This window comes from Bradyrhizobium erythrophlei, assembly GCF_900129505.1.
GTDB lineage: Bacteria > Pseudomonadota > Alphaproteobacteria > Rhizobiales > Xanthobacteraceae > Bradyrhizobium > Bradyrhizobium erythrophlei_D.
Map to the genome: position 1 here is coordinate 4632301 of NZ_LT670818.1, position 12280 is coordinate 4644580.

At 62.5% G+C, this 12280-nt stretch carries 9 protein-coding genes; 6 read left to right on the forward strand and 3 right to left on the reverse strand.

Translation table 11 applies throughout. The annotated features are described in order from the left end of the window. Positions 1-54: 54 nt before the first annotated feature. The gene (locus B5525_RS21460; RefSeq protein WP_079567782.1) at positions 55-516 is read right to left on the reverse strand and encodes an Lrp/AsnC family transcriptional regulator; all 462 of its coding nucleotides are present in this window, start codon (positions 514-516) and stop codon (positions 55-57) included. Between the two features lie 142 nt (positions 517-658). Between B5525_RS21460 and B5525_RS21465 the strand changes: the two genes are divergently transcribed. Both B5525_RS21465 and B5525_RS21470 read left to right on the forward strand, forming a co-directional pair. Beyond that, positions 659-3025 (forward strand): transketolase, encoded by a 2367-nt coding sequence (locus B5525_RS21465; protein WP_079567783.1) that lies wholly within the window; start codon positions 659-661, stop codon positions 3023-3025. Between the two features lie 291 nt (positions 3026-3316). After that, positions 3317-4747, forward strand: coding sequence for an aldehyde dehydrogenase family protein (locus B5525_RS21470; protein WP_079567784.1), 1431 nt, complete (start codon positions 3317-3319; stop codon positions 4745-4747). A 233-nt stretch (positions 4748-4980) separates the two neighbouring features. On the opposite strand, the gene B5525_RS21475 is transcribed toward B5525_RS21470, so the two are convergent. Beyond that, on the reverse strand, positions 4981-5949 hold the full coding sequence (locus B5525_RS21475; protein WP_079567785.1) for an SMP-30/gluconolactonase/LRE family protein: 969 nt from the start codon (positions 5947-5949) through the stop codon (positions 4981-4983). Between the two features lie 312 nt (positions 5950-6261). Here B5525_RS21475 and B5525_RS21480 point away from each other — a divergent pair, with 312 nt between their 5' ends. Then, complete coding sequence (locus tag B5525_RS21480; RefSeq protein ID WP_079567786.1) at positions 6262-7080, forward strand: NAD-dependent epimerase/dehydratase family protein; 819 nt, start codon at positions 6262-6264, stop codon at positions 7078-7080. A gap of 122 nt (positions 7081-7202) precedes the next feature. Here B5525_RS21480 and B5525_RS21485 read toward each other — a convergent pair whose 3' ends face one another. Further along, positions 7203-7895 (reverse strand): GntR family transcriptional regulator, encoded by a 693-nt coding sequence (locus B5525_RS21485; protein ID WP_079567787.1) that lies wholly within the window; start codon positions 7893-7895, stop codon positions 7203-7205. 170 nt (positions 7896-8065) lie between these two features. On the opposite strand from B5525_RS21485, the gene B5525_RS21490 reads away from it, so the two are divergent. From B5525_RS21490 to B5525_RS21500, 3 genes are all read left to right on the forward strand, one after another. Continuing rightward, positions 8066-9769, forward strand: coding sequence for an IlvD/Edd family dehydratase (locus tag B5525_RS21490; protein WP_079567788.1), 1704 nt, complete (start codon positions 8066-8068; stop codon positions 9767-9769). 298 nt (positions 9770-10067) lie between these two features. After that, complete coding sequence (locus B5525_RS21495; protein WP_079567789.1) at positions 10068-11069, forward strand: TRAP transporter substrate-binding protein; 1002 nt, start codon at positions 10068-10070, stop codon at positions 11067-11069. A gap of 156 nt (positions 11070-11225) precedes the next feature. After that, positions 11226-12227, forward strand: a complete 1002-nt coding sequence (locus tag B5525_RS21500; RefSeq protein WP_079567790.1) for a TRAP transporter substrate-binding protein — start codon at positions 11226-11228, stop codon at positions 12225-12227. Positions 12228-12280: the final 53 nt, after the last annotated feature.

The window sequence follows — 12280 nt, forward strand, 5'->3', positions numbered from 1 at the left end:
TTGGCTCGCCATGACGATGGGTCCGAGGCAGCGACCGCGGCTACGCGCCAGTCTTCACACCGGCAGCGCGATCGAGTACTTTACCTGGCTGAGCGCAAAACTCGACTCGATCGAGGCGATGCCGTCGAGGCGGGTGAGCTTGTTCTTCAGGAACGCCTCATACGACGAGAGGTCGGCCGCCACGACGCGCAGGAGATAGTCACGATTGCCGGTCATCAGGTAGCATTCCAATACCTCGTCCCATTTCGAGATCGCCTTGGCGAAGCGGTTGAGGTCTTCCTCCTTCTGCCGCGCCAGCTTGATCGAGATGAACACGCTCACGTGGAGCCCCAACGATTTCTGGTCGACGGTGGCGATATAGCGGGCGATGACGCCGCGCTCTTCCATCAGCTTGACGCGGCGGTGGCACGGCGACACCGACAGCCCGACCTTGTCGGCGAGCTCCTGCATGGTGGTGCGGCTGTCGGTCTGCAGGATGCCGAGGATTTTGCGGTCGATAGCGTCCAGGCTGTGCATTGGGATGAACTCGGATTTCAGGGGAGACCATTGGTAATTTATCCCAAAAATCGCGGGTATGTCGCGATAATTTGAGATTTTTGCCGAAGCCCCAAGCGTTAACATCCGGTATCGTCCACCGTGCCCTCCGGGGAGTGCCGTCATGCCGATCGAGCCCGCACGCCTTGAAATGCTGTCCGCGCTGGCGCGCAAGGTCCTGTGGCTGTCGTCCTGGACCATCCATCACGCCAATCACATCCGCCCCAACAGCGACGGCCTCAAGGTCGGCGGGCACCAGGCCTCTTCGGCCTCGCTCGCCACCATCATGTCGGCACTGTATTTCTCGGTGCTGCGGCCCGAGGACCGCGTCGCGGTGAAGCCGCATGCGAGCCCGGTGTTCCACGCCATCCAGTATCTGTTCGGGCGGCAGACCCGCGACAAGCTGGAAAATTTCCGCGGCTACAAGGGCGCGCAATCCTATCCGTCACGCACCAAGGACACCGACGATGTCGATTTCTCCACCGGTTCGGTAGGTCTCGGCGTGGCGCAGACCTTGTTCGCCTCGCTGGTGCAGGACTACGTCAAGGCGCATGGCTGGATGAAGAACCGCCCCGAGGGGCGGATGATCGCGCTGGTCGGCGACGCCGAGATGGACGAGGGCAATATCTTCGAGGCGCTGCTGGAGGGCTGGAAACACGGCCTGCGCAACACCTGGTGGGTGGTCGACTACAACCGCCAGAGCCTCGACGCGGTGGTGCGCGAAGGGCTGTGGGAGAAGTTCGAATCCATGTTCCGCAATTTCGGCTGGGACGTGGTGATCGTGAAATATGGCCGGCTGATGCAGGCGGCGTTCGCCGAGCCCGGCGGCGAGGCGCTGAAACGCTGGATCGACGCCTGCCCGAACGCGATGTACGCGGCGCTGTGTTTCCAGGGCGGGGCCGCCTTCCGCAAGCATCTGCGCGACGAGATCGGCGACCAGGGCGCGGTGTCGCAACTGATCGACAAGCGCAGCGACGACGAACTGCTGGCGCTGATGTCCAATCTCGGCGGCCACGACATGGCCAGCATGATCGAAGCGTTTGAATCCATCGATCACGACCGCCCGGTCTGCTTCATCGCCTACACCATCAAGGGCATTGGCCTGCCGTTCCAGGGCCACAAGGACAACCATGCCGGATTGATGACGGTTGCGCAGATGGAAAAGTGGCGCAGCGCGCAGAACATCCGCCCCGGTCACGAGTGGGAAAAGTTCGAGGGGCTGTCGCAGCAGCCTGAGGTACTGGAGGCATTTCTCGGCGAAGTGCCGTTCAACCGCGACGATCGGCGCCGGCTGAGCGCGCCTGTCATCGAGGTGCCCGAGCGGCTTTCGTTCGCGCCCGCGCCTGTTATGGCGACCCAACAGGGTTTTGGGCTGGTGCTCAACGAACTGGCGCGCGGCGATAGCGAACTGGCCTCGCGCATCGTCACCGCCTCGCCCGACGTGACGGTGTCGACCAATCTCGGCGCCTGGGTCAACCGCCGCGGGCTGTTCGCGCGCGCCGAAAAGGCCGATCTGTTCCGCAGTGAAAAAATTCCTTCGACCTTCAACTGGGATTTTTCGCCCAAGGGACAGCACATCGAACTCGGCATCGCCGAGATGAACCTGTTCATCCTGATGTCGGCGTTGGGGCTGTCGCATCAGATCAACGGCGCGCGGCTGCTGCCGATCGCGACCCTGTACGATCCCTTCATCGAGCGCGGCCTGGATGCGCTGAACTACGCCTGTTACCAGGATGCGCGCTTCATGGTGGCGGCGACGCCGTCGGGCATCACGCTGTCGCCGGAGGGTGGGGCGCATCAGTCGATCGCGACGCCCCTGATCGGCATGGCGCAGGATGGGCTAAGCTCGTTCGAGCCCGCCTTTGTCGACGAACTCGCCATCATCATGGGCTGGGGATTTGCCCATATGCAGCGCGAAAGCGGCGAGGGCGGTTCGGTCTATTTGCGGCTGTCGACCCGCAGCATCGAACAGCCGCAGCGGATGATGACGCCTGACCTGCAGAAGGGCATCACCGACGGCGCTTATTGGTTGCGCAAACCCGGACCGAACGCCGAAGCCGTGATCGCCTATACCGGCGCGGTCGCGCCGGAAGCGATCGAGGCGGTCGGATTCATCGGCGAAAGCAGGCGGGACGTCGGCCTCTTGGCGATCACATCGGCCGACCGGCTGCATTCCGACTGGACCGCGGCACGCAAACTGCGCCGAGATCGCCGGGGACTGGCCCATCTCAGCCATATCGAAAAACTGCTGGCGCCGCTGCCGCGCGACTGCGGCATCGTCACCGTGATCGACGGCCATCCGGCAACGCTCGGCTGGCTCGGCAGCGTCCGCGGCCATCGCGTCGAGGCGCTCGGGGTCGAACATTTCGGCCAGACCGGCACGATTTCCGACCTCTACCGCCACCACGGCATCGACGCCAATGCCATCATCGATGCGGCCGAAAGCCTCACCGCCGGCGCCCCGGTAAGGCACCGGAAAATGGCGGTGTAGTTATCGACTCGTCGCCCCGGCGAAGGCCGGGGCCCATACCCGCGGCGGCCGTTGTCTCTCAACGGTGGCGGACACTTCCTTTAACAACCGACATCGGTGGTTATGGGCCCCGGCCTTCGCCGGGGCGACGAATTGATCGTCTTGCGCATCTCACCATATCAACTTTATATGTAGCGTTCGCCGCAATGCGGCATCCCGTATATGGCGGGTTCAATTATCAGGCGTTTCGTGCGAGGATGCTTGCCGAACGCCCGTTCCCACATCCATTACCCCCGAAATAAGAGGTTTACGATGGTCAACCGCATGCAATTCTACATCGATGGCGCCTGGGTCGATCCCGTCGTCAAGAAGTCCACGCCCGTCGTCAATCCCGCGACCGAAGAGGCGATGTATGAGATTGCGCTCGGCTCCAAGGCCGACGTCGACAAGGCGGTGGCCGCCGCGCGCCGCGCTTTCGAGACTTTTTCGCAGACCAGCCGCGAGGAGCGGGTGGCGCTGCTTGCGAAGATCATCGAGGTCTACAAGACCCGCATGAAGGACATCGGCGCCGCCGTCTCCGACGAGATGGGCGCGCCGCTGCCGATGGCGGAGAAGCTGCAGGCCGGCGCCGGCCTCGGCCACCTCGCTTCCACTTTGGAAGTGCTCAAGAACTATCATTTCGAGGAGCCGTGCGGCTCCGCGGTGGTGCTGCGCGAACCCGTCGGCGTCATCGGCATGATCACGCCCTGGAACTGGCCGCTGAACCAGATCGCCTGCAAGGTTGCGCCCGCGCTCGCCGCCGGCTGCACCATGATCCTGAAGCCTTCCGAATTCACGCCGTCGTCGGCCCTGATTTTCGCGGAAATCCTCCATGAAGCCGGCGTGCCGAAGGGCGTGTTCAACCTGATCAACGGCCTCGGCCCCGAGGTCGGCGCCGCCATGGCCGAGCATCCGAACATCGACATGATCTCGTTCACCGGCTCGACCCGCGCCGGCGTCGATGTCGCCAAGCGCGCGGCACCCACCGTCAAGCGCGTCAGCCAGGAACTCGGCGGCAAGTCGCCTAACGTCATTCTCGAAGGCGCCGACCTCGCCAAGGCCGTCACCGGCGGCGTGATGCACATGTTCAACAATTCCGGACAGTCGTGCAACGCACCGTCGCGGATGATCGTGCCGCTGTCGAAAATGAAGGAAGTTGCCGCGATCGCCAAGGGCGTGGCCGACAAGACCAAGGCCGGCGATCCCCGCGCCGAGGGCACAACCATCGGCCCGGTCGTGTCCCGCATCCAGTGGGACAAGATCCAGAAGCTGATCCAGAAGGGCATCGAGGAAGGTGCCACGCTAGTCGCGGGCGGCCCCGGCCTGCCGGAAGGCGTCAACAAGGGCTTTTATGTGCGTCCGACGATCTTCGCCGATGTCACCAACGACATGACCATCGCGCGCGAGGAAATCTTCGGGCCGGTATTGACGATTCTCGGCGCCAAGGATGAGGAAGACGCCGTCAAGATCGCCAACGACACCCCCTACGGTCTCGCCGGTTACGTCTCCGCCGACACCGTGGAAACCGCCCGCAAGGTCGGCCGCCGGATCCGCGCCGGCAACGTCAACCTGCAGGGCGTGCCCAACGATCGCACCGCGCCGTTCGGCGGCTACAAGCAGTCCGGCAACGGCCGCGAATGGGGCAAATACGGTCTGGAAGAATATCTCGAGGTCAAGGCGGTCGCGGGTTACAACGCGGCGTAAGTTTTACGTATGGTGCAGCGCCGGGACGGATGAAAATCCGCCCCGGCGTTTTTGTTTTTCGGGAAGCGTCAACAAATTCGGTGTCGTCCCTGCGAAAGCAGGGACCCATACGCCGCGGCTTATCCGTAACGCGATGTGGCAGTCACCTTCCGCAACAATACAGGCCGGTGACTATGGGTCCCTGCTTTCGCAGGGACGACAGCGGTGATTGTTTCGCCGGGACGACATCATAACTATCCCCCCAACGCGCCTTGCGTGTTCACATACAGCGCATAGATCGACTGGCTCGCGGCCATGAACAGCCGGTTGCGCTTCAAGCCGCCGAAGCAGAGATTGGCGCAACGCTCGGGCAGCGCGATGCGGCCGATCATCACGCCGTCGGGCGCGAACACCACGACGCCGTCGAGTTCGGGATCGCCCATGCCCCAGCCGCACCATAGATTGCCGTCGATATCGGCCCGCATGCCGTCGGGCGTGCCCGGACCGGCGTCGACGAACACGCGCTTGTTGATGATCTTGTCGCCGCCGGCTGCGACGTCATAAGCGAGGATCTTGCGGGTCGGCACGCCGCGGGATTCGATAATGTAGAGGATTTTTTCGTCTGGCGAGAAGCACAGCCCGTTCGGACCCAAAATGCCTTCGGCGACGATGCTGGATTTTCCGGTCTGGCCGTCGATCCGGTAGACGTTCATGTCGATTTCGGACTCCGCCACATAGCCCTCGTAATTGCCGAGCAGGCCGAACACGGGATCGGTGAACCAGATCGAGCCGTCTGATTTCACGATGACATCGTTCGGCGCGTTTAGCCGCTTGCCCTCGAAGGAATCCATCAGCACCGTGATCGAACCGTCATATTCGGTTCTGATGACACGCCGCCCGCCATGCTCGCTGGTGACCAGCCGTCCCTGGCGGTCGCGGGTGTTGCCGTTGGCGAAATTCGAGGGCTTGCGGAACACGCTGACCGCGCCCGTTTCCTCTTCCCATTTGAGAATGCGCTGGTTGGGGATGTCGCTGCACAGGAGATAGCGGCCGTCGCCGAACCACACCGGTCCCTCGGCCCAGCGCAACCCCGTGGTCAGCCGTTCCACCGCCGACAGTTTCAGCCAGTATTTTTCGAAGCGCGGATCGAGCGCGTGGATCGCCGGATCCGGGTAATAGGTCGCCGGCTGCCAGCCGCCGCGCGGGGATTTTACTTCCGACATTTGCTGTTCTCGTTGTTGTCTGAATTCCTCACCAGTCTTGGTTTGCTATCACCGCCTTATTGCGGCGGCAAGCAGGTCTACTTTACGGTCGTCATCACCCGCGAAAGCGGGTGAACCAGTATTCCACCAGCGCCTGCGATGGAGCCGAGAGGCCGCGGCGTACTACATGCCCGGTGGAGCCTGTCATCGGGCTCGCCGAAGGCGAGACCCGGTGGCGGGCATGACAATGGTATTTGTGTTGGGAGGCTTGCGCTTGCCGCACCGCCGTCAGCGCGCCATACTCTCTTCAACGCGATCAAAACGAGGGACGAAATGCCACGCATATTGATGACCGGCGCATCGGGGGGAATCGGAACGAGCCTGCGCAAGCTTTTGCCGCCGATCTATCCGGACCTTTTGTTGAGCGACGTGAAGGCGCCCGCCGATCTCGGAAACGACGAAAAATTCAAGGCGGCCGAGCTGTCGGATCTCGCGCAGGTCGAGGCGATCTGCGAAGGCGTCGACGGCATCCTGCATTTCGGCGGCTATTCGGTCGAAGGCCCCTGGGACAACATCCTGCAGTCCAACATCATCGGCTGCTACAATCTGTTCGAGGCCGCCCGCAAGAAGGGCGTCAGGCGCGTCGTGTTCGCGTCGTCGAACCATGCGGTGGGATTTTATCCCAGGCATCACCGGATCGGAACCGACGTCACCGCGCGCCCCGACAGCCGTTACGGCGTCAGCAAGGTGTTCGGCGAAGCCGTCGGCGCGCTCTATGCCGACAAGCATGGGCTTGTGGTGACATGCCTTCGAATTGGCAATTTCGGCGACAAGCCGCTGGATCACCGCAGGCTTTCGATCTGGCTCAAGCCGGAGGATCTGGTGCAGCTGTGCCGGATCGGGCTCGATCATCCCGATATCCATTTCGAGATCTTCTACGGTGCCTCCTACAACGAGCGCTCGTGGTGGGACAACCACCGCGCCCACGACCTCGGCTATCGCCCCACCGGTAGGGCTGAGGATTTCCGCGAGCACGCCTTTGCCGAGCAGGCGAAGCTCGGGCCCGATCCGGTCGGCGATTTTTATCAAGGCGGCACATTCTGCGGCATGGAGTTCGACGGCGACTTGAGCAAGATCATCGACTGGAAATGACAATCGCTGTCATTCCGGGGCGTGCGAAGCACGAACCCGGAATCTCGATGACGTTTGCACTGTTTTTTCGTTACCTCGAGATTCCGGGTCTGGTCCTTCCGACCATCCCGGAATGACGCGGCTTATTTCGTGCCCTGATCCGCCCCGATCCGTCCCAGATAATCCGACTTGCTGAACTGCATGTGATCGACGCAGAGCTGCGCCAGCGCCCAGCTGTCGCGCCCCTTGAGCAGTTCGATCATGAACTCGTGCTGGCGGCGCGATAGTGCGAGCCCCTCGGTATCGGCGAGGTTCTTGGCGCGCATCGGCAAGGTCAGGTTCATGTAGTCCTGCAGCGAGCGCACCAGATAGGGATTGCCGCTGGCCGAGAACAGCGCGACGTGGAACGCGTCGTTGGCCTCGTGAATGCCGCGCAGATCCTGCGCGTCGGCCTTCGCGCAATATTGCCGCTGCAGTTCCGTGAGCTGGTCGATCAGCGCGGCCGGCGCCGGCAGCGCGATCATCAGCGCCGCCTGCCGCGTCAGCATTTCCCGTACCTCGTAGATCTGCCGCACCTCTTCGCCGGAATAGAACCGCACGGTGGCGCCGATGTTCTTCTCGCGCAGCACGATGCCCTGACGCTCGAGCTGGAACAGCGCCTGGCGCACGAAATGCCGGCTGGCGCCGTAGCGGCTCATCAGAGTGTCCTCGACCAGCCGGGAACCCGGCGCGAACCGGCCGAAGATGATGTCTTCCTCCAACCGGCGGATCACTTCCGCCTGTTCCTCCTCGCGGCTGAGCGGGGAAATTTCCGGTGATGCGGCCTGGGCTTTCATGGGCGTTCGCTTCGGATGTCAGCCAAAGTCAGCACGAGGCGGGCTCTATTGTCAATAATAATGGCTTTTGGTTTGCATTTTTGCGCAGTCGAGGGTCGCGATTATCAAATATTGACAATAATTCAGCGGGCTCCTTTAGTGAGACGCGGACGCATAAGGAAATAAAGACGATGGCTGACGGACTTCGCAAGGGACTGACGAGCTATGGCGACGCCGGATTTTCGCTGTTCCTGCGCAAGGCCTTCATCAAGGCGATGGGGTATTCCGACGACGCGCTGAACCGCCCCATTGTCGGCATCACCAACACCTACAGCGACTACAATCCCTGCCACGGCAACGTCCCGCAGATTATCGAGGCGGTGAAGCGCGGCGTGATGCTGTCGGGCGCGATGCCGATGGTGTTCCCGACCATCTCGATCGCCGAAAGCTTTGCCTATCCGACCTCGATGTATCTGCGCAACCTGATGGCGATGGATACCGAGGAGATGATCCGCGCCCAGCCGATGGACGCCGTCGTCGTCATCGGCGGCTGCGACAAGACCCTGCCGGCGCAGATCATGGCCGCGGTCTCGGCCGATCTGCCGACCGTGGTGATCCCGGTGGGGCCGATGGTGGTCGGCCATCACAAGGGCGAGGTGCTGGGGGCCTGCACCGATTGCCGCCGGCTATGGGGGAAATATCGCGCCGGCGAGATCGACGATGTCGAGATCGAGGCCGTCAACGGCAGGCTGGCACCGTCGGTCGGCACCTGCATGGTGATGGGCACCGCCTCCACCATGGCCTGCATCACCGAAGCGCTGGGTCTCTCGCTGCCGATGAGCGCGACGATTCCGGCGCCGCATGCCGAGCGCTTCCGTTCGGCGGAGGCTAGCGGCAGGGTCGCCGCCGCGATGGCGATGGCAAAAGGCCCAAAACCGAGCGAGCTGCTGACGGCGGCGTCGTTCAAGAACGCGCAGGTGGTGCTGCAGGCGATCGGCGGATCGACCAACGGCCTCATTCATCTGACCGCGATCGCCAACCGCACCCAGTATCGCATTGATCTCGAAGCGTTCGACAGACTCGGCCGCGAGGTGCCGGTGCTGATCGACCTGAAACCGTCGGGCGAACATTACATGGAGCATTTCCATCACGCCGGCGGCGTGCCGAAGCTGATGGCGCAGCTCGGCGATCTGATCGACCTCGACGCCAGGACTATCACCGGCGCCAGCTTGCGCGACGTCGTTGCCGGCGCCGAGGAGGTGCCGGGACAGGACGCGATCCGCCCGCGCGATCAGCCGATCAAGCCGGAAGGCGCGATGGCGGTGCTGCACGGCAATCTCGCGCCGCGCGGCGCGGTCATAAAACATTCGGCGGCAAGCCCAAAACTGCTGCAGCATACCGGCCGCGCCGTGGTGTTCGAATCCGTCGAAGACATGACGCTGCGGGTCGACGATCCCTTGCTCGACGTCAACGCCGACGACGTTTTGGTGCTGCGCAATGCCGGCCCCAAGGGCGCGCCGGGCATGCCGGAGGCGGGCTATCTGCCGATCCCGAAGAAACTGGCGCGCGGCGGGGTCAAGGACATGGTGCGGATATCCGACGCGCGGATGAGCGGTACCGCGTTCGGTACCATCGTGCTGCATATCACCCCGGAATCCGCCGTCGGCGGTCCGCTGGCGCTGGTCAAGAACGGCGACATGATCCGGCTCGACGTCGCCAAACGGAGCATCGATCTCCTGGTCGATGCCGCCGAGCTGGACAAGCGCCGCAAGGCGCTGGCGCTGCCGGCGACGCCGGAATGGGCGCGGCGCGGCTACGCGCATCTGTTCAACGAGACGATCCTGCAGGCCGACGAGGGCTGCGATTTCGATTTCATGCGGGCCAAGGGGAAGTAGAGGGCGGCCTCGTAGCCCGGATGTAGCTGTCATGCCTGCGAAGGCATCCAGTACTCCGAGACGATGAGGAAAGAGCCGATCGGCCGCGGTGTACTGGATCATCCGCTTTCGCGGATGATGACGACCGTGTGAACGGTACGACCCGTCATCGCTCATAAGCGATCATCGTCTTTCCATCTCGCAGCTGCGTCGTCTCTTCGCCTCCCGATGTCGTCTCTTCACCTCCCGATGTTGAATTGACATCCCGACAACCCCGATGGGATGATGAAAGAAAACATCCGAAATCGAGGGGGAGACGATGCAGAACCTGGGAAGGATTCTCGGTGCGGTCGTGGCCGCATCCACCATGCTCATGAGCGCCGGCGCGCATGCGCAAGAGGCAAAACATTATCGCTTCGCCTATGACCAGCCGAAGACGACGGGCTATGGAATCCTCGGCGACATCTTTGCCGACAAGTTAAAGACCCTCAGCAAGGGCACCATGCTGATCGACCAGTATCCCGGCGCGCAACTCGGGCAGGAGCCGCAGGTGCTGCAGCTCGTCAAATCGGGTGACGTGGAATTCTGCATTTCGTCCTCGGCGAATGCCGCGACGCTGTCGCCGCAGGCCGGCGTGATGTCGATGCACTTCCTGTTCAGCTCCGAGGATCACCTCATCAAGGCGATCGCCGACCCTGAGGTATCCAAGGCGGTCAAGGCGATGATCGCGGACACCGTGCAGGGCGCCCATGTCATCGCGCTTTCCACGCTCGGCCTGCGCAGCATGTATTCCAAGCGCGAGATCAAGAACATCGCCGACGTCAGGGGACTCAAGGTGCGGGTGCAGGCGACGCCGACCGAGGACACTATGTTCCCCGCCTACGGCGCGCAGATCGTGCACATGCCGTTCGGCAGCGTCTACACCTCGCTGCAGACCGGCGTGGTCGACGTCGCCGAAAACGGCGTCAACGTCTATCTCGCCAACAAGCATTACGAGGTCGCGCCGGTGCTTTCGATGACCGAGCACGAGGCCAATAACAGCCTGGTGTGGGTCAGCGACAAGCTCTGGAACAGCCTGACGCCGGAGCAGCAGGGCTGGGTGCAGGCTGCCGCCGACGAGGTCAACAGGAACCAGCCGGCGAAAGCGATCGAGCTCGAGCATCAGTCGCAGGAAAAACTCAGGTCGATCGGCGTCAAGGTCGTCATCGATGTCGACAAATCGGGCTTCGTCGCCGTCGCCGATCCCTATCTCGACAAGCTCGCCAAGGAGCTTGGGCCCCATGCCGAGAAAATCAAGGACCTGATCCGCGCGATCAAGTAGATCGCTGCGGCTTACGAACAAGCGTCAATTATCGATAATTTTGGACCGTGACGGCTTGGCATCGTCGATTATCTCTCCATTCCCGATGTTTTATTGACAATCCCGCGAGCTTGATGGGAAGATTGCCAAAATCAAAACAACGGGGGGAGCCAGGCGATGAAGTGTCTGCAGAGAATGGTCGGATGGGCCGTGGCGTCGGCGGCTGTCCTGTTCGCCGTGAGCGCAGGCGCGCAGGAGGTAAAGCATTATCGCTTCGCCCACGATCAGCAGCTCAATTCCGGCTACAGCATCGCCTACGATATCTTTTCCGCCAGGCTCAAGGAATTGAGCAAGGGCACCATGCTGATCGATCAGTATCCCGGCGCGCAGCTCGGGCAGGAGCCGCAGATCCTGCAACTGGTCAGGTCGGGCGATATCGATTTTGCGATCGTCTCTTCCGCCAACACCTCGACGATCTCGCCGCAGGCCGGTGTGATGTCGCTGCATTTCCTGTTCCGCAACGAGGACCACAACATCAAGGCGCTGAGCGACCCGAAGGTGTTCGAGGCGATCCGCGACATGATCGACGACACCGTGCAGGGCATCCATGCCATCGCGCTCGGCACCCAGGGTTTTCGGCACATGTACGGCAAGAAGGAAGTGCACAAGGTCGGGGACATCAAGGGCTACAAGGTCCGCGTGCAGGCGACCGCGACCGAAGACACCATGTTCGCCGCCTATGGCGCGCAGACCGTGCACATGCCGTTCGGCAGCGTCTACACCTCGCTGCAGACCGGCGTGGTGGATTTCGCCGAGAACGCGGTCAACGTCTACCTGATCAACAAGCATTACGAAGTCGCCCCCGTGCTGTCGATGACCGAGCATGAGGCGAACAACGCCATCATGTGGATCAGCGACAAGCTCTGGCAGAGCCTGAACGCCGAGCAGAAGCAGTGGGTGATGACCGCGGCGAGGGATGTCAGCGTGCAGGAACCCAAGCGCGCCTTCGAGCTCGAGCGCGCGGCGGCGGTCAAACTCGAGAAAATGGGCGTCAAGATCGTAAGAGACGTCGACAAGCCGGGCTTCCAGCAGATTGCCGATCCCTATCTCGACAAGCTCGCCAAAGAGCTCGGCCCGCACGCCGACAAGATCAAGACCCTGATCCGCGCGATCAATTAAAGAAGGCCTCATGGTGAGGAGCGCGCCTCTGGCGCGCGTCTCGAACCATGAGG

Excerpts from the sequence above, each read along its gene's own strand:
- B5525_RS21500 (WP_079567790.1), top strand. The coding sequence starts at position 11,226 with ATGAAGTGTCTGCAGAGAATGGTCGGATGGGCCGTGGCGTCGGCGGCT.
- B5525_RS21485 (WP_079567787.1), bottom strand. The coding sequence starts at position 7,895 with ATGAAAGCCCAGGCCGCATCACCGGAAATTTCCCCGCTCAGCCGCGAG.
- B5525_RS21475 (WP_079567785.1), bottom strand. The coding sequence starts at position 5,949 with ATGTCGGAAGTAAAATCCCCGCGCGGCGGCTGGCAGCCGGCGACCTAT.
- B5525_RS21490 (WP_079567788.1), top strand. The coding sequence starts at position 8,066 with ATGGCTGACGGACTTCGCAAGGGACTGACGAGCTATGGCGACGCCGGA.
- B5525_RS21480 (WP_079567786.1), top strand. The coding sequence starts at position 6,262 with ATGCCACGCATATTGATGACCGGCGCATCGGGGGGAATCGGAACGAGC.
- B5525_RS21470 (WP_079567784.1), top strand. The coding sequence starts at position 3,317 with ATGGTCAACCGCATGCAATTCTACATCGATGGCGCCTGGGTCGATCCC.
- B5525_RS21460 (WP_079567782.1), bottom strand. The coding sequence starts at position 516 with ATGCACAGCCTGGACGCTATCGACCGCAAAATCCTCGGCATCCTGCAG.
- B5525_RS21465 (WP_079567783.1), top strand. The coding sequence starts at position 659 with ATGCCGATCGAGCCCGCACGCCTTGAAATGCTGTCCGCGCTGGCGCGC.
- B5525_RS21495 (WP_079567789.1), top strand. The coding sequence starts at position 10,068 with ATGCAGAACCTGGGAAGGATTCTCGGTGCGGTCGTGGCCGCATCCACC.